Origin of the sequence: Amycolatopsis sp. NPDC051716 (assembly GCF_040681595.1) — a bacterium.
Lineage (GTDB): Bacteria > Actinomycetota > Actinomycetes > Mycobacteriales > Pseudonocardiaceae > Amycolatopsis.
In genome coordinates this window covers 363,372-379,716 of the sequence record NZ_JBFAZA010000002.1, presented here as the reverse complement: position 1 = coordinate 379,716, position 16,345 = coordinate 363,372, and the positions used below count along the sequence as shown (strand labels likewise).

The 16,345-nt window shown below is 69.7% G+C and carries 13 protein-coding genes, 1 tRNA gene and 1 pseudogene; 3 read left to right on the top strand and 12 right to left on the bottom strand.

Translation table 11 applies throughout. The annotated features are described in order from the left end of the window. Window positions 1-10 precede the first annotated feature (10 nt). On the bottom strand, window positions 11-607 hold the full coding sequence (locus AB0M30_RS04020; protein WP_364579468.1) for a helix-turn-helix transcriptional regulator: 597 nt from the start codon (window positions 605-607) through the stop codon (window positions 11-13). Then, a complete protein-coding gene (locus tag AB0M30_RS04015; RefSeq protein ID WP_364579466.1) occupies window positions 604-1,017 on the bottom strand; it encodes a hypothetical protein in 414 nt (137 codons plus the stop codon). Before AB0M30_RS04015 ends, AB0M30_RS04020 begins: the two co-directional genes overlap by 4 nt. A 354-nt stretch (window positions 1,018-1,371) precedes the next feature. Between AB0M30_RS04015 and AB0M30_RS04010 the strand changes: the two genes are divergently transcribed. Next, the gene (locus AB0M30_RS04010; RefSeq protein ID WP_364579464.1) at window positions 1,372-1,848 is read left to right on the top strand and encodes an NUDIX domain-containing protein; all 477 of its coding nucleotides are present in this window, start codon (window positions 1,372-1,374) and stop codon (window positions 1,846-1,848) included. Window positions 1,849-2,321: 473 nt separating this feature from the next. On the opposite strand, the gene AB0M30_RS04005 is transcribed toward AB0M30_RS04010, so the two are convergent. Then, window positions 2,322-3,890: a tyrosine-type recombinase/integrase gene (locus tag AB0M30_RS04005; protein WP_364579461.1), complete on the bottom strand. Its 1,569-nt coding sequence runs from the start codon at window positions 3,888-3,890 to the stop codon at window positions 2,322-2,324. 92 nt (window positions 3,891-3,982) lie between these two features. Beyond that, a tRNA-Thr gene (locus tag AB0M30_RS04000) sits at window positions 3,983-4,059 on the bottom strand. Window positions 4,060-4,193: 134 nt separating this feature from the next. Here AB0M30_RS04000 and AB0M30_RS03995 point away from each other — a divergent pair. Next, window positions 4,194-5,861: a hypothetical protein gene (locus AB0M30_RS03995; protein WP_364579459.1), complete on the top strand. Its 1,668-nt coding sequence runs from the start codon at window positions 4,194-4,196 to the stop codon at window positions 5,859-5,861. Between the two features lie 68 nt (window positions 5,862-5,929). Here the strand turns inward: AB0M30_RS03995 and AB0M30_RS03990 are convergent, their stop codons facing one another. The 3 genes from AB0M30_RS03990 to AB0M30_RS03980 all read right to left on the bottom strand — a co-directional run bounded on the left by AB0M30_RS03990 (window position 5,930) and on the right by AB0M30_RS03980 (window position 9,999). Then, window positions 5,930-7,135: a DNA polymerase III subunit delta' gene (locus tag AB0M30_RS03990; protein ID WP_103340667.1), complete on the bottom strand. Its 1,206-nt coding sequence runs from the start codon at window positions 7,133-7,135 to the stop codon at window positions 5,930-5,932. Continuing rightward, complete coding sequence (locus AB0M30_RS03985) at window positions 7,132-9,243, bottom strand: dTMP kinase (protein ID WP_364579455.1); 2,112 nt, start codon at window positions 9,241-9,243, stop codon at window positions 7,132-7,134. The genes AB0M30_RS03990 and AB0M30_RS03985 overlap by 4 nt, the downstream gene beginning before the upstream one ends. 147 nt (window positions 9,244-9,390) lie before the next feature. Continuing rightward, a complete protein-coding gene (locus AB0M30_RS03980) occupies window positions 9,391-9,999 on the bottom strand; it encodes a hypothetical protein (RefSeq protein ID WP_364579632.1) in 609 nt (202 codons plus the stop codon). 324 nt (window positions 10,000-10,323) lie between these two features. On the opposite strand from AB0M30_RS03980, the pseudogene AB0M30_RS03975 reads away from it, so the two are divergent. After that, window positions 10,324-10,633: pseudogene (locus tag AB0M30_RS03975) on the top strand (toxic anion resistance protein); the annotation flags it as partial. An 8-nt stretch (window positions 10,634-10,641) separates the two neighbouring features. Here the strand turns inward: AB0M30_RS03975 and AB0M30_RS03970 are convergent. The 5 genes from AB0M30_RS03970 to topA all read right to left on the bottom strand — a co-directional run bounded on the left by AB0M30_RS03970 (window position 10,642) and on the right by topA (window position 16,100). Continuing rightward, window positions 10,642-11,433 (bottom strand): hypothetical protein, encoded by a 792-nt coding sequence (locus tag AB0M30_RS03970; protein ID WP_364579452.1) that lies wholly within the window; start codon window positions 11,431-11,433, stop codon window positions 10,642-10,644. Further along, entirely contained in the window at window positions 11,426-11,614 is a 189-nt protein-coding gene (locus tag AB0M30_RS03965) for a hypothetical protein (protein WP_364579449.1), read from the bottom strand. Before AB0M30_RS03965 ends, AB0M30_RS03970 begins: the two co-directional genes overlap by 8 nt. Further along, a complete protein-coding gene (locus AB0M30_RS03960) occupies window positions 11,607-12,398 on the bottom strand; it encodes an ESX secretion-associated protein EspG (RefSeq protein ID WP_364579446.1) in 792 nt (263 codons plus the stop codon). The genes AB0M30_RS03965 and AB0M30_RS03960 overlap by 8 nt, the downstream gene beginning before the upstream one ends. Before the next feature lie 86 nt (window positions 12,399-12,484). Then, on the bottom strand, window positions 12,485-13,093 hold the full coding sequence (locus AB0M30_RS03955; protein ID WP_364579444.1) for a hypothetical protein: 609 nt from the start codon (window positions 13,091-13,093) through the stop codon (window positions 12,485-12,487). Between the two features lie 130 nt (window positions 13,094-13,223). Next, a complete protein-coding gene (topA, locus tag AB0M30_RS03950; protein ID WP_364579442.1) occupies window positions 13,224-16,100 on the bottom strand; it encodes a type I DNA topoisomerase in 2,877 nt (958 codons plus the stop codon). Window positions 16,101-16,345 lie beyond the last annotated feature (245 nt).

The following is a 16,345-nucleotide window of genomic DNA, read 5'->3' as shown; positions in this document are numbered from 1 at the left end:
CCGGCGGATGTCACGCATCCGAGCCCGCCGCCTGGCTGTCGCTCCAAGCGGCTGTCGCGACCAGGATGGCTGCGCGAGAAACCACGGCTTGCAACGCCTGCAGATGGTTGACAAGCCGCTCGCTTCCCTCACGCGTCAAGCGCGCTTGCAGTCCTCGGCCACACTTGTGGGTCTCCACGATTCCCGCCTCACGGAGCCTGGCCAAGTGCCTCGAAAGGCTCGGCGAGGTGATCCCCAGGGCCGTGCCGATGAACCCGTACGTGCACCACTGCCTCTCGGACAGCAACGTCACGACGAACAACCGATTGGGCGCGAGCAGCAGTGGTTCGAGATCCATGCTGATGTTCGCGAGCGGGATGGAACGCCCCTCCTCCACCACCACGGAGGTGGGTTCCGGGGTGGGCGTCCGCCGTAGACATGACTCGCACGGCATCCCTTTTGGATGGTCGAGCCGCTCAAGCTCGCGACGGCCGAACGACGAACCGCACAGCGCGGTTAACCGCTTGGGCACCGTGTCTTCCGGCGGTACCTCGAACACGTGGACCACTCGGCGCGTCTCGCCGACCGTGCCCGGCAACGGACGTGCAAGGAACAGGCGCACCGTCACCGGGCACCCCGCAGCGCGTGGCGTCCGGCGGGAATGAGCGCGATCGGGGTGCCGACCGTGCCCGACGGAACCTCGGTCCGGCCGACACCGATCGGAGTACAGGAGCGAGCGAACAGCCGTCGCCAGCTGCTGCCCTTCCGATGCCGAGGGCCTGCCATCCGCGCGGCCACATCGCGCAGTGAGGCGAGCGCGGCCAGGTACGTATGACAGCGCGCGCACGGAGTACCCGGCGCAAAGAGAAGCGACTCGGCGTTGAGGACGTGGCCGCAGACCGTCTCGTACCGCCCTTGTCTCGCCTGCATCCCGGCCAAGAACTGTTCATCGATCACCGCATGATCGCGACCGTCAGCGACACAGCGATGCCAGCTCAGATACAACCCAGCGACCTTTCCCGGCCGTTCGTTGCTCACCCGCAAGCCTTCCATGATGGGTCAAAATTGACCTTTGTGACAGAATGAAATAAGTCTCTGGCGGGCGCGGGTTGCCAACCAGGACCCCGACACGACTTGTGAGCGCCATAGGGATGACTCAGGGAGCGGAGATGCAGGACAGGGACGGAGAACAGCCGGCACCCCGAACGCTGCTCGAACAGCTGATCTGGGAGCGACGGCAGACCTTCGAGGAATTCGCCGAGTTCGCCGAGAAGTTCGCGCGAACACGACGAGCCGGGCACGCTCAGCGTTCGGCACCTCGGCCGACTCGTCGCCGGTGTCCACCCTGACGGGAGACCGCTCGGCACGGTCCGCCCGGCTACCGCTCGCCTCTTGGAACGCATCTTCGGCGTCGCCATCGACGAGTTACTTGCGCCGCTCGACCGGCCGACCGGGACGACGTTTCAGCCGCTGCGGGTTGCGGTGGCCGTCGTGGTCCGCGGCTCCGAGGTGCTGATCGTCTGCCGACGGTCCGAAGACGCGAACGGCATTTCGTGGCAGTTCCCCGCCGGAGTCGTCAAGCCGGGCGGGCACCCGGCCGTGGTCGCGGTACGCGAGACGCTCGCCGAAACGGACGTCCATTGCGTCGTGACGCGCAAGCTCGGCACGCGACTGCACCCGACGACCGGCGTGCTGTGCGAGTACGTCCTGTGTGACTACGTGGCAGGCGAGGCACGCAACGTCGACGTCGTCGAGAACGTCGCAGCGATCTGGGTGGACCACACCGACCTGACGCGGTTCGTTCCTGCCACGCAGATCTACGGGCCCGTTCTCCGAGCACTAGATTTCGTCGATATGACGACAACATAGACCTTCGGCACCTCCGCTGAGAGGTTTCGACGGGCATCTCGTCGACGCCAGATCTCCCTGCGCCAACTCCGACGAGCCTCTCGTCGCAGCCGTTGGGCTTGCCTGCGGTCTGCCCACCACTCTTTCCGGTCCACTGAGCTGGTCGGAAGACTGCGTCCAGCAACCCTAACGATCACAAGGGAAACTGCGATGATGCCGAGGGCACCTAAGATCGCCCAGCCCGGCGTGCCAGACGGCAATACGAACACGTGCAGCTCCTTCTCAACCCATGCAGAGCACGCGCCCATAAGGAGCAGGAGCGCTCTGCTGACTTGCGATTGCGATGGAGCTGCACTTACTTGCGTGTTATGCGGGAGATGGCCACAGAGTTGCGAACGACCTAGGCGGTTCGCAACTCTGTGATCATCTCCCGCATAACACGCAAGTAAGTCCGGCTTCGTGGCTGATCGTACTACCTCACACCCTGAACTCGCCTAGTGCCGGAAAGATCCCAAACCGATTACCTTCGCGGACTCGGCGTTGGGCGTCGCGGTCGGGTCGACGACCACGGCGCGCTTGCCTCGGCTCACGCTCACCAGCCCGGCGGCCCTCAGTTGCGCTATGGCGCGCTGAGCAGTCCCGAACGACACCTTGTACCGCTTCGCGAGATCGACGACGGTAGGAAGCTGGTGGCCAGGGGCGAGCACTCCAGCCACGATCGCTCCCTGAAGGTCCTTCGCGATGCGCTTGTACGGGCTCTCATCCTCGGGCGCGACGACCGGCGTCACCGGCGCGAGCTCGCCTTCAGCGCTGAGCGCGACCGGCAGATCAGGCAGACGCCCGGCGAGGGTGCTGGATGCGCGGTCGTCGGCCTCCGCAACCCACGCGCTGTAGACCTTCAAGGTCGTTGAGCCACCGCCACCGTGGCCGAGGCGTCCGGCGACCGTTCGAATGTCCGTGCCGGCCGCGATCAGCTCGGTTGCCGAGTAGTGCCTGAGCTGGTGAATGTTCATATCCCAACCCAGGCGGTTACACATCCGGGCGTAGCGCTGGCTCACCGAGTCGGGCTTGAGCCACGTGCTGCCGTCCGGAGCGAGCGAGAAGATCCGGGCCTCGGGCTTCAGAGCCTTCAACCCGGCGCGCTCTGCGCAGTGCTCGTGGTACGAGCGCAACAGCGCCACGGTTCGCTCGTCGAGGGAGATGCGGCGCTGCTGGTGCGTCTTCGTCGGCTTCTCCCACGTCTTGCCTCCCGACTGGGCAATGCTGCTCCGGATCGTCAGGACCCGGGTCGAGAAGTCGAGCCGATCCCACGCCAGAGCGCACAGCTCGCCTCGGCGCGCGCCCGTGATGAACGCGAGCCAGACGAGCATTCCCCAATCGAGATCTCGCCACGCCTCCGAAGCGATGCGAGCGGCCTGCTCCACCGTCGGCGGCTTCGGCTCGGGGCGAGCCACCGGGAGCGGCTCGGCGAGGTCGAACGGGTTGACGCCGATCCAGCCCCAGCGAACCGCGCGCTTGCCAGCGCCGGACAGGATCGCCTGAACCTTGCGGATCGAGCTGTCGGCCAGTGGCTTGCACTTGTGCGGTCCGCAGCGGTTGTCGCACTCGTGCGGCCGATCGGTGCGGTGTTCGACGAACCCGCGCCCCTGACAGTGAGCGCGACACTTCCCAAGCTGCCTGTAGAACGAATCCAGAATCTCGCCGTCGAGCTTGCCGAGGGCCGTCTCCCCGAGCAGAGGCTGGATGTGGTTCCGCACCAGAGATTCGTAACCCGTGCGGGTGGTTTCTTCGATCTTGACCAGCTCGAAGTACCGGTCAAGCAGCTGAGTCACGGTCGCGCGGGTTCGTGAGCTGCGCTTTTCGTCCACCTGGTTGAGGAACTTGGTCCGAAGCTTCTCCGCCTCGGCGGCGGCCTTGGGACCAGCGGACACCACCTCGTCGAGGTAGTACCGCTTCTTGGTCACAGGGTCGATGCCCGCGTAGACCTTCACCCTGAGTGACCCGCTGGGGAGCTTCACGATCTCGCCGCGAGTGCGCTTCCGAGGGCCGTTTGCGCTGGTCATGTAGCCAGCGTAACTCCGGGTTGGCTACACGGATGGCTACACAGAAAGCAACCAGGGACTCCCCGAAGTTCGGAAAGTCCCTGGTCAAGTGGTGGAGCCGCCTAGGGGAATCGAACCCCTGACCTATTCATTACGAGTGAATCGCTCTGGCCGACTGAGCTAAGGCGGCGTGTCTCCGGCTTGCGCTGGCGACGACCGCAAGTGTAGCGGAAGCTGTCGTCGTTACTTTTCGGGGGGATCGTCGTTAGGGCCCTATGACGCCGGTCTCACTCCCCGGCCGACCCACTATGGAGGCTCTGGCACATGCGGCGAAGACTGCCCCGCTCGGCGGCCCTGCCGGCGGCTGCTGCGTTGCTCCTGCTCAGCGCGGCGCCGGCGACTGCCGACTCGACCTATCCGACTACGCCGATCCCGCAGCCGGCGAATCCGGGGCAGGCGCCCATCTCCGCGCCGATCGGGCCGCAGCCTCTGGGGCAGGCCGTCGGGGATGCCGGGACCGCGCTCGGGATCATCCGGCTGCTGCCCAACGCCGTGCCGACGAACACGATCCTTCCGGGGTTCGGGCAGACCTTGCCGAAGCAGTCCGCGCTCGAGGCCGGGATGGGGCTGTCGAGCGCGTCCGCGAACTCGGACGCCTACCTCAGCTACGAAAAGGCGGTCGCGCAGGCGTCTCCCTTCGGGCTGTCGATCGGCGGGAACGCGCCGCAGACGCCGGGCAGTGTTGTGCAGACGGCCTTGCCGGACAACCCGCAGCCGGTCAGCGGGGGGCTCAACGCGCCGTCGAATCCGCTGCTCAACGTGGGCCTGCTCAACGGGAGCGCGCACGCCCGCTGGAGCCAGACGCTCGGCCCGTGCGTCGACACCATCGCCGACGCCAGCACGTCGGTGGCCAGCCTCTCGCTGCTGAACGTCGTGCCGTCGATGCCGAACCTGGGCCTGGACGCGCTGAAGCCGAAGCTCGACCCGACCTCGCTGGCGAGCGGGTTCGACCTGACCAAGGGGCTGCAGAGCCTCGGCGGCCTGCTGCAGGGCGGCGGGCAGACCGCCGCCGACGGCAACGGGTCGCTGCTGAGCCTGCCGAACACGCTGTCGTCACGGTCGCAGGTGACGCTCGTCGACATCCCCGGCTCGAAGAACAAGGCCGTGCAGTCGACGTCGACACTGCAGGCCGCGGACATCGAGATCCTCAAGGGCACGCCGCTGGCACTGAGCGTCAAGGTGGTCAGCCAGCCGACGCTCAAGGTGACCTCCACCGGCGACGCGAAGACGTCCAAGGTCGAGTACACCGCGCCGGTGCTGAGCATCGAGGCCGGCGGCAAGGTGCTGTACACGCTCGACGCGACGCACCCCACGAAGGACGTCCCGATCGGGCTGCCGCTGAAGCCGCTGAGCGACCAGTTCGGCAAGCTGAAGGACCTGCCGGTGGTCGGCGGCCTCCTGGCGCCGCTCGACGGTCCGGTGCAGCAGGTCGGGACCACCGCCGGCACCGTGCTCGACCTCGGTGTGCTGCGGCTGAGCATCGCCGGGCTCGACCAGAAGTCGGCGAACATGACCACGCCGTTCGCGGGCTTCCAGCTGGGCGCGTCGGCGCGGATGTTCGACCTGCAGCTGCTGCCGACGACCAAGCTCAAGAGCCTGCTGCCGGACGACCAGGCGAAGAACCTGCCCTCGTCGCTGGCCCAGCTGTCGCTCGGCGAGCAGGTCGCCCGCGCGTACGCGCCGACCGGCGGTGTGGTCTGCGGGACCGCGTCGACGCCGCCGCCCGCGGGCGGCGAGGCGCCGAAGGGGCCGGTGAAGAACCTGGCCTACACCGGTGGCGCGTACGACACGGTGCCGCTGTTCTGGACCGGCACCGCGATGCTGCTGCTCGGCGTGGTCATGGTGGCCGCGATGCCGGGCGGACGCCGGCGCCCGCTGGCCATCGCCGTCGAAGAAAAGCCGTTCAAGCCGTCGCCCCGTCCGCGCGAGTGACTCGAGGGGTGTGAAGGAACCCGCCAGGTGCCGCCTGGCGGGTTCCTTTGCGTTCAGCGGTTGGCGTTTCAGCCTTGGCGAAGCGTCGTGACCATCGCCTCGACGGCGATGCGCGGCTTCACGTTCAGATCGATCGCCTCGCGGCATTCGAGCACCGCTTCGAGGCGGCGAAGCGTCGACTCGGGCGTCCACGCCGAGGCCGCTTCGCGGATCTGGTCGGCGTGGTCCGGGTGGTTGAGCGTCGCGCCGGAGCCGGTCCCCACCACCAGGACGTCGCGGTAGAACCCGACGAGGTCGACCAGCGCCAGGTCGAGCGTGTCGCGCTGGGTGCGGGTCGCCCGGGACTTCTGCTTCTTCTCGAGCTGCTTGACCGCGGCTTCGGCGGCTCGCTTCGCGCCGGCGACGCCCTTGCCGATGCCGTCGCCGCCCATCGCGGTCCGCAGCTCGTTGCGCTCATCCTCGTCGCGGGACTTGCTCGCCTCCCCCGCGTCGGCTTCGGCCGCGCTGATCAGCTGGTCGGCGCACGTGAAGACGTCGCTCATCCGGCGGAGGCCGAGCGGGATCCGCAGCACGGTGGCCCGGCGCTGCCGCGCGGCCTCGTCGGTGGCGAGCCGGCGCGCGCGGCCGACGTGACCGCCGCACACGGAAGCGGCCCACTGCGCCCGTTCGGGGTCGACGTGGTCGCGGCGCACCAGCACGTCGGCGATCGCCTCCGGCGGCGGCGTCCGGAGCGTCACCAGGCGGCAGCGCGACCGGATCGTCACCGAGACGTCCTCGGGGTGGTCCGACGGCGCGCACAGCAGGAACACCGTGCGGTCCGGCGGCTCCTCGACGGCCTTCAGCAGAGCGTTCGACGCGCCTTCGGTGAGCCTGTCCGCGTCCTCGATGACGACGACCTGCCAGTTGCCGGTCGTCGGGCGCCGCGCGGCGGCCTGCACCAGCGCGCGCATCTCCGCGACCGAGATCGACAGGCCTTCCGGCACCACGAGCCGGACGTCGGCGTGCGTGCCCGCCATCGTCGTGTGGCAGCCGGGGCAGGCGTCGCAGCCGGTGCCGGTGCTGCACTGCAGGGCCGCGGCGAACGTCCGGGCGGCCACCGAGCGGCCGGAGCCGGGCGGCCCGGTGAGCAGCCACGCGTGCGTCATGGCGCCGGGCGGCGCGGGCTCGCCCGCGACGATCTTGGCGGCCGCCGCCGCAGCGGCGCTCAGCGTCTCGACCGCGGGTTCCTGGCCGACCAGCTGGTTCCAGACGCCGATGCGTTCGGTCGTCGTCACTTCGCCTCCACGCGAGGCTCTTCCGGGGTCTCGAGGGGCAGCGTTTCGAGCGGGAGTGTCACCGGCTTCTCCGAGGTCGGCGCCAGGGCGGACAGCCGGCCGACGAACACGGCGCGCAGCGCGGTACGGATGCGCTCGGCGACCTCGACGTCCGTGCCGTCGGCGTCGACCACGACGTACCGCTCCGGGTCCGCCGCGGCCATCTCGGTGAGCAGGTGCTGGACGCGCCACTGGTCGTTCATCGTGGCCGACTTGTCGCGCGGTGCGCCGTTCGGGGCGGAGTCCAGCAGGATCGTCAGGTCCGGGCGCAGGCGGCCGGTCGCCCAGTCGGCGAGGCCTTCGAGCTCGTCGCTGTCCAACCCGGCGACGGCGGACAGGTGCGCCAGCGGCGAGTCGACGAACCGCTCCATCACGACCACCGAACCGGCGTCGAGCGCCGGCTGGACGTGCCGCTCCACGATGTCGGCCCGCACCGCGGCGGCGGCCAGCGCCTGAGCCCGCGCCCCGGTGAGGGAGGCGCCGGAGACGAGCGCGGTGAGCCGCTGGTCGTCGAGCGCCGGGTCCGCGGCGACGACGACCGGCCGGGTGCCGCCCCGCATCCAATCGGCGAGGTTGACGGCTTGGATGGCGGTGTTGATCGCGGTGGTGCCCTCGACGGCGATGAGGAAGCCGTTGACGCGCCGTGGCGTGCGGCGCAGCGCGTTGCGCAGGTCGGCGAGGATCGGCTCGGTGCGCTTGTCGTCCATCTGCCGGTAGGCGAAGAGGCCGGCGACCAGCGCGATCGCGGCGCCGACGAGCATCACCGGGCGCGTGCCGTCGATGGTGAGCGGGTTGCCCCAGACGGTGATCGTGTGCCGGTGCACCGCGCCGACGAGCAGCGGCACGGTGACAGTGGTGCCGAACAGCACCAGCTTCATCATCAGCTGGTAGATCGCGTTGATCCGGCCGCGGATGGCGTCCTCGACGCGCGAGCCGATGATCGTCACACCGGTGAGGAACGCGGTGCCGGCGCAGATGCCGACCAGCACCACGGCGATCAGCGAGACGGTCAGGTGCGGGGACAGTGCCACGAAACCGAGCGAGATCGCGGCCGCGACGATCGAGAGGCCGAACAGCCGGTCGTGCGGGAGCCGGCGGGCGAGCTTCGGCGCGAAGACCATGCCGGTGGCGAGGCCGAGGAAGACGGCGAGGACGAGCAGGCTGAACGCCGAGTCACCGGCCAGCAGGCTCGAGGAGTACGGCTTGGCCGAGCCGATCACGGCGCCGCCGGCGACGAACGCGCCGAACGCGCCCACCAGCAGCCCGCGCACGAGGGGTGTGCTGCGAATGAACCGGAAGCCGTCAGCGATCATCGCGCCGATGCCGAGCTTCTCTTCGTCGGCCAGCTTGACCTTCTGCTCCGGCGTCGCGTGGACGTTGCGCAGCGACAGCTCGGGGATCCGCGTGGCGATCAGGATCGCACTGGCCAGGTAGAGCAGGCCGGTGATGACCACGACCAGCTTCGCGATGTTGAGACTCGGGTCGCCGGGGAACAGGTGGAACGTCGTGTTGACGCCGGTGATGACCGCGTTCGCGCCGGCCGCGGTGATGACGGCGAGGCCGTAGGTCATCACCATGCCGAGCTGGTTGGCCGTCTCGACCTGGTCGGGGCGGCGGAGCAGGTTCGGGACCGCGGCCTCTTTCGAGGGGATCCACATGCTCGACGCGCAGCCGACGAGGAAGTTGCCGGCGAGCAGCCACCAAGGCGCGCTGACGATCGCGATGGACAGCAGGAAGCCGCACCGCAGCAGGTCGGCGACGACCATCACCTTGCGGCGGTCGAACCGGTCCGCGAGCAGCCCGCCGATCGGGGCGAAGAGCAGCCCCGGGGCCAAGCCGGTCAGGACGACGCCGACGAAGGCGAAGTTCTGCGCGAAGTAGTTGTCCGTCAGCTTCGTGGCCAGGCCGGTGAGGGCCAGGATGTTCAGCCAGTCGGCCACGCTGCACAGGTACGTGACGCCCCAGAGCCGCCGGAAAGGTTTGATCGCCAGTACCCGCCGGACCCGGTTCATCGTGGACGCCTCGGCGCCCGACGACGAACCCGGACCGGCCCCGGGTACCGATCGCACGCCCTCGCTGATACGCCCACCCCACTCATCACCGCGGTGCCGGACGTCCTCGTGAGGACCCGACCGTGAAGCCAGGGTAGCCCGATCGGCCCCTGGCACGCGGGACGGCCCCGTGGTGCGGGGCAGGCGATGACCGGCGAAGGGACGCTAGTCGAACAGGCCGGTCACGCTGCTGACCAGGCTCGACACCATCTCGATGGCGACGAAACCGAACACGATCAGCAAGATGACGGCCAGCATGACCCCCGCGGCGCTCGACGACGGCCGGTTGATCGCCGGCATCGACATCGCCGGCATCCGTGGCAGCCTGCGCCGTTTGACGGGCACGAGTTCCACGTCGTCGAGGTCGTCCTCGGCGAGCGGATCCTGCCGGACGGGCCGCATCAGCTGCGGTGGCCGGGTCGGCCAGGTGCGCCGCCGGTTCCGCTGCCGGGGAAGCAAGCCCAGCGGCTGGTCCGCGCCCAAGGTGCCCGCCGGAGGGAGGGCTCCCGGCGCCTTCACGCCGGCCTCCTTCTCCTCGCGGAGCGTCTCCTCGACCATCCGGCGCACGGCTTCTTCGTCGGGCTGCACCGGCCCGGCCACCGGGATGGCGGCGGGCTCGTGGCCATTCGGAATCGCGCTGCGTGGCTCGGGCGCCGCGGTGACCAGCCCGGATACCGGATCCGCGAACATCTCGCCGGGGGCTTCGGACAGTGTGCCGTCGCGCTGAGTGAGCTCGGGGGCATTGAAGAAGGGAGCCTCACCGTTCGCGCTCATGGTGACCACCTCACTACTGAATGTCCTCGCCTTTCCAGGGTAGCGACACTGGCGGATAACGCATCCGCCCAATGGCTCTGTCTCCAGTGGATGGTCCGTCACGGAGCGCAAGCCCGCACCCGAACCCCCTGCAGTGTCCAGTCCGCCGGTGGCCGGGTCGACCGCCAGTGGTGACTCATCGTAGTGAGTCCGCTCACAGCGGCCGCGCGGGCCGGTTGGCCTGCGGCCGGCCCGCGGGTGGCCAGTCCGGCGGCGGAGCGCGGCGTGCGGACCGGCCGGGCCGGAGGCCGGCGGACGGAACGGCACCGGGCCGAACACCGGCGCCAGGACCTGCTGACCCAGCTCGCCGTCAGCGCGCAGGGTTATCTCGCGCTGGACCTGGTGCGCAAGAACAACGACGAGCTGATCCGCGGTGTCGAACGGGCGGTGTCGACGACCGTTTCCGCACTGCGGGTCGCGTTGCTGGTCAGCGGTGCGCTGGCGAGCCAGCGGGACGTCCTCGACGAGGTCGCGGCCCTGCGGGCGACCACCGACGGGCTCATCCGCGCGAACACCGAGCTGCTGGGCCTGCAGTCCGCGGAGATCCGCCGCCTCGATCGACGCGATCGACGGGTTCCGTGCCGACGCCGTCCGGGCTTTTGCTCAGGGCATCTCCTCCTGTCCGAGGTCGATCATCTTGCGGCACCAGTCGCGGAGCATGCCGCGGCTGAAGGGACTCAAGACCAGCTGCCGTCGGCCGTCTCCCCGGTCCAAGGCCGCCAGGGCGAAGCGGCCCAGGTCCGTGTCGATCAGGACGAAGCCGTGGTCTGGGAACTCCGCGCACAGGCCGCCGAAGGCCAGCATGTCCAGGACCGCCGTTCCGGACCGCGGGCGGCCCAGGAGCTCTCGCATCGCTCCCACGTCGTCGTCCTGGCCGTCGTGGACCAGGCCGTCGTCGTCGACCGAGATCCAGATCGCCCGCGCCGAAGCGCCGTACGGGACCTCCGGCAGCTCCGCCACCAGCATTTCCGGCAGCTCGTCGAAGTCGGCCAGGTGGATCGCCGTGCGGCCGGGCAGCGAGCCCATCATGAACGCCCGCTCGCCGTCGGCGTAGCAGCGGATGTCCGCGGTTTCCGGCCCTTCATCGAACACGCCGCACAACGCCGCCCGGACCGAACCGCGCAGCATCAGCGACACCACCTCGAAGCCGACGTCGTTCAGCTCGCCGTTCTCGCCGAACGGGGTGCCGTCGATCCAGGCGGCCCACGCCACGTGCCGCTCGACCTCGGCCACCAGGTCCGCCGGGTCGTCCGACACCGGGCCGTGGACCAGGATGTCGTCGTCGCTGACGTCCGGGTTGTACAGCCGGTCGACCGGCTCACGGTCCGGCATCGCCGCCAGCACCGGACCGGCGGCCAGCTCGAGCAGTTCCCGCGCCGCCGTGCGTTCAGCCATGCCGCCGCCTCTCCTCCGGAACCCCCGGTGCCCCGGCCGCCTGCCGCTGCTCCGGGACGCCGCTGTTGAGCTCGGCCGCCGCCAGGATCGCCTCGCGCACGGTCAGATCCTTCGAGGCCGCCTCGACCACCCGATCCACCCCTTCCCCGGCCGTCGTCCGCACCTCCGCCTGCTCAGGCATGGCTCTGCACCGCCTCGACGATCCACTGCTCGGCCGTGGTCCGCGACGCCGGACCCCAGGTGACCGTCCAGCGCCCGGTCCGGGCCACCGCGGCGCTGAACTGGTACCGCCCGAGGTCGTTGTCCACCAGCCCGAACGCGCCGTGCGGGTACTCGGCCAGGATCGCGTTGCGCACCGCGAGGTCGACCAGCACCGTGCCCAGCCGCGGCCGGGCCGCGCACGCCCGGATCAGCTCGACCGCCCGCTCGCACCGGCGTGGGATCAGCCCGCGCTCGTCGGTCTCGATGCGCAGGTGCTCCCCCGGCCCCGGCGGCCGGTCGGGCAGCCCGTCGAACACCCAGCCCGGCAGCTCGCTGAGGAAGCCCGACCGCAGCCGCGCGCGGTTGCCCAGCTTGTGCAGCACCGTGGTGTAGTCCTCGTCGCCGAAGAACCGCACCTCCCACGGCTTGGCCCGGGCCGGGAAGACCCCGGTGACCACGCCGCGGATGAAGCCGCCGCGCAGCGCCCGGTACAGCCCGACGGCTTCCGCGGTGACCTCGCCACCCGGCGCGAGGCCGATCGCGGCCATCCCGGCGACGAACCGGGTGTACTGCTCCACCTCGTCCGCGAGGCTCGACGCGGGCGAGGAGCGCCGGCCCGGCAGGGGCCCGGTGTCCGCCAGCACCGGCGGGATCTCGAACTCGGGGTCGTAGAACTCCATCACCGAGGGCCGCTCCGGCACCTCGGCCGACAGCGGGGCGATGACCTCGTCGATGACGTCGAAGACGGCGACTGCGTTGCTCACCCCTCGATTGAACACCCTGGCACCGACAATTTCTCGCACATGTGTTCGAGAGGGTGAGATCGGTCGGCAAACGGTCGGCGAGCGGCTCAGGCATGATCCGGCACCCGCCCCTCGACGAACTCCGCGAGCCGCTCCACGGTGCCGGGCAGCCACCAGAACTGGCGGTGGCCGCCCCGCGGTCTGCTCAGCACCGCCAGGTGCCGGCCACGGTCGTCGTCGACGAACGCGAGCATCTCCCAGGGCGACCGCTCGCCGTCGCGGACGATGTCGAGCTGGACGGTGCCCCGCCGGGTCCGCCGCAGATCGTCCATCAGGTCGAGGACGAGACACTCCTGCTCGGCCTCGAGCACGCCGCGCTCGTCGGCGTCGAGGTACAGCCCCTCGCCCGCCGCCGGCGGAAGCGCGGGCAGCCGCGCCAACGCCTGCCGAAGCAGCTCCGCGACACTGCCCGGCGAGGGCCCGGACAGCCGCACGCCGTCGCCGGAGATCCCGAACGTGCTCCGGTCGTCGAAGAACGCCGAGGTCCACGGCTCGCCGGCCATCGCGACGGCCACGCCGCAGACGCCGCCGCTACCCGGGAAGCCGGGCAGCGACTCCATCAGGTCCAGGGCGGTGGCACTACCGGCGGCCGCCGCCCGGACCGGCTTCAGGATCTTGGTGGTCACCGTGTGCACGGTGCGTGGTGTTCTGGTCACGCGTTCATGGAACCCGGCACCACCGACAATTTCCCGAACATCCGTTCGAGGTGTCACCCGAAAGTGTGGCCAGACGCCGTGAAGGCCACCTTGGGGCCGCCAAGGTGGCCTTCACGGACTTCCAGAGGTGCTACTTGGCCTTCGTCGCGGTCGAGCTCGACCGCTTGGCCGTGGTCGACTTCGCGGCCGCCGCCTTCTTGGTCGTGCCCGCCTTGACCGTCTTCGCCGTCGTGGAAGCCGGCTTGCGCGCCGGTGCCTTCCGCTTCGGCGCCGGCCCCTTGGCCCGCTTCTCCGCCAGCAGCTCGGACGCCCGTTCCGCGGTCAGCGACTCGATTTCGTCGCCCTTCCGCAGCGTCGCGTTGTACTCGCCGTCGGTGACGTACGGGCCGAACCGGCCGTCCTTGACCACCATCGGCTTCTTCGACACCGGGTCCTCGCCGAGTTCCTTGAGCGGCGGCTTCGCCGTCGCGGACCGGCCCCGCTGCTTCGGCTCCGAGTAGATCTTCAGCGCTTCTTCGAGGGTGATCGAGAAGAGCTGGTCCTCGGTCGAGAGCGAGCGCGAGTCCGTGCCCTTCTTCAGGTACGGCCCGTAGCGCCCGTTCTGCGCCGTGATCTCGTCGCCGGACTCCGGGTCCTTGCCGACCACGCGCGGCAGCGAGAGCAGCTTCAGCGCGTCTTCCAAGGTGATGTTCTCGATGTCCATCGACTTGAACAGCGAGCCCGTCCGCGGCTTAGGTGCCTTGGCCTTCGCGGCCTTCTTCTGCGCGGCCGTCGCGTCCTCGGGGATCTCGATCTCCGGCAGCACCTCGGTCACGTACGGCCCGAAGCGGCCTTCCTTCGCCACGATCTCGAGCCCGCTCACCGGGTCGTTGCCCAGCGTGCGGCCCTCCTGCGGGGTCGCGAACAGCTTCTCCGCGACCTCCTGCGTGAGCTCGTCCGGCGGCAGGTCCTCCGGGAGGTTCGCGCGCTGCGAGTTCCCGTCGACCTCGCGCTCCAGGTACGGCCCGTAGCGGCCGACGCGGACCACGACGGTGTGCCCGTTCTCGTCGCTGAACAGCGGGATCGAGTTGATCTCCCGCGCGTCGATGTCCTCGACGCTGCCCTCGACCAGCTTCTTCAGCCCGCCCAGGCGGCCGATCGAGCCGTCGACGCCCATGTCGCCGCCGAAGTAGAACTTCGACAGCCACTGCGCACGCTGCTCGTCGCCGTTGGCGATGCGGTCGAGCTCGTCCTCCATGCCCGCGGTGAAGTCGTAGTCGACCAGCCGCTCGAAGTGCCGTTCCATCAGGCCGATCACGGCGAACGCGACCCACGACGGGACGAGCGCGGAGCCCTTCTTCCAGACGTAGCCGCGGTCCTGGATGGTCTTGATGATCGACGCGTACGTCGACGGGCGGCCGATGCCCAGCTCTTCCAGCTTGCTGACCAGGCTCGGCTCGGAGTACCGGGCCGGCGGCGACGTGGTGTGGCCGTCCGGGCTCAGCTCGGCCGCGGTCAGCGCCTGGTCCTTCTCGAGCACCGGCAGGCGGCTCTGCTTGTCGTCGGCCTCGCCACCGGTCTCGGTGTCGACCGCCTCGACGTACGCCTTGAGGAAGCCCGCGAAGGTGATCGTGCGGCCCGAAGCGGCGAACGTGCACTCCTCGCCCGAGGTCGCGTTGCCGACGATGCGCACGGACATCGTGGTGCCCTTGGCGTCCGCCATCTGCGACGCGATCGTGCGCTGCCAGATCATCTCGTAAAGGCGGTACTCGTCGGTGTCCAGCTCGCTCGCGACCTGGCCCGGCGTGCGGAAGACCTCACCCGACGGCCGGATCGCCTCGTGGGCCTCCTGCGCGTTCTTGACCTTGCGCGTGTACTGGCGCGGCGTCGGCGAGACGTACTCCTTGCCGTACAGCTGCGTGGCCTGGCTGCGCGCCGCCGAGATCGCCGACTCCGACAGCGTCGTGGAGTCGGTACGCATATAAGTGATGTAGCCGTTTTCGTACAGCTTCTGCGCGATCCGCATGGTGCGCTCGGAGGTGAACCGCATCTTGCGGCCCGCCTCCTGCTGCAGGGTCGAGGTCATGAAGGGCGCGTACGGCTTCCGCGTGTACGGCTTCTCCTCGACGCTCGAGACCTTGAAGTCACGCTGCTTCAGCGCGTCGGCCAGGCGCCGCGCGTCGGCCTCGGCCAGCACGCGGACCTCGTTGTTCGACGCCTTGAGCTGCCCGTCCGAGCCGAAGTCGCGGCCGGTGGCCAGGCGCGCACCGTCGACGGCGACGAGCCGGGCCGGGAAGTTCCGCGGCGAAGCCTCTTCTCCGGCGTCCATGGTCGCCGAGATGTCCCAGTACGACGCCGAGGTGAAGCGCATGCGCTCGCGCTCGCGCTCGACCACGATCCGGGTCGCCACCGACTGCACGCGGCCCGCCGAAAGCTTCGGCATGACCTTCTTCCACAGCACCGGCGAGACCTCGTAGCCGTAGAGGCGGTCGAGGATGCGGCGGGTCTCCTGCGCGTCGACGAGGTCGGCGTCCAGCTCACGCGTCGAGTCGGCGGCCGCGCGGATCGCCTGCTCGGTGACCTCGTGGAAGACCATCCGGCGGACCGGGACCTTCGGCTTCAGCGTCTCGAGGAGATGCCACGCGATGGCCTCGCCCTCGCGGTCGGGGTCCGTGGCGAGGTAGAGCTCGTCGACGTCCTTCAGGAGGCTCTTGAGCTCGGTGACCTTGGACTTCTTGTCCGGGGTGACCACGTAGAGCGCCTTGAAGCCGTTGTCGACGTCGACGCCGAGCCGCGCCCAGGCCTCGCCCTTGTACTGGGCGGGCACGTCGGCGGCACCACGCGGCAGGTCGCGGATGTGCCCGACAGAGGACTCGACGACGTAACCACCGCCGAGGTAGGGCGCGATCTTGCGGGCCTTCGTCGGCGACTCGACGATGACCAGCCGCCGGTGCCCGGCGCCGTTGTCCGCCGAGGCTCCGTTCTTCTTGGTCCGTGCTCCTGCCACGCTGTCCTGCTCTCCGCTCATCTCGCCCCGCCGCCGCGGGACTGCACCACGTCCCTGCCAGGGCCCGTGTCTCGACCTGCCAGTGTGCACGCTGTTGTGGTCCGGACGGCGCGGAGGTGGCCCAACACGCCGCCGGTCCTGTGCCCAGCGCATCGCCGCTGACCTCGACGATGTTTCCCCAACGTACCTGCCACGTGATTTCGGCCACGTCCCGCGCAGCCTAGCGCGTGACCGTCCGGATACCCTCCGTTCGACGGTGGTGGGCG

Excerpts from the sequence above, each read along its gene's own strand:
- AB0M30_RS04005 (WP_364579461.1), bottom strand. The coding sequence starts at position 3,890 with ATGACCAGCGCAAACGGCCCTCGGAAGCGCACTCGCGGCGAGATCGTG.
- AB0M30_RS03995 (WP_364579459.1), top strand. The coding sequence starts at position 4,194 with ATGCGGCGAAGACTGCCCCGCTCGGCGGCCCTGCCGGCGGCTGCTGCG.
- AB0M30_RS03980 (WP_364579632.1), bottom strand. The coding sequence starts at position 9,999 with ATGAGCGCGAACGGTGAGGCTCCCTTCTTCAATGCCCCCGAGCTCACT.
- AB0M30_RS03970 (WP_364579452.1), bottom strand. The coding sequence starts at position 11,433 with ATGGCTGAACGCACGGCGGCGCGGGAACTGCTCGAGCTGGCCGCCGGT.
- AB0M30_RS03965 (WP_364579449.1), bottom strand. The coding sequence starts at position 11,614 with ATGCCTGAGCAGGCGGAGGTGCGGACGACGGCCGGGGAAGGGGTGGAT.
- topA (WP_364579442.1), bottom strand. The coding sequence starts at position 16,100 with ATGAGCGGAGAGCAGGACAGCGTGGCAGGAGCACGGACCAAGAAGAAC.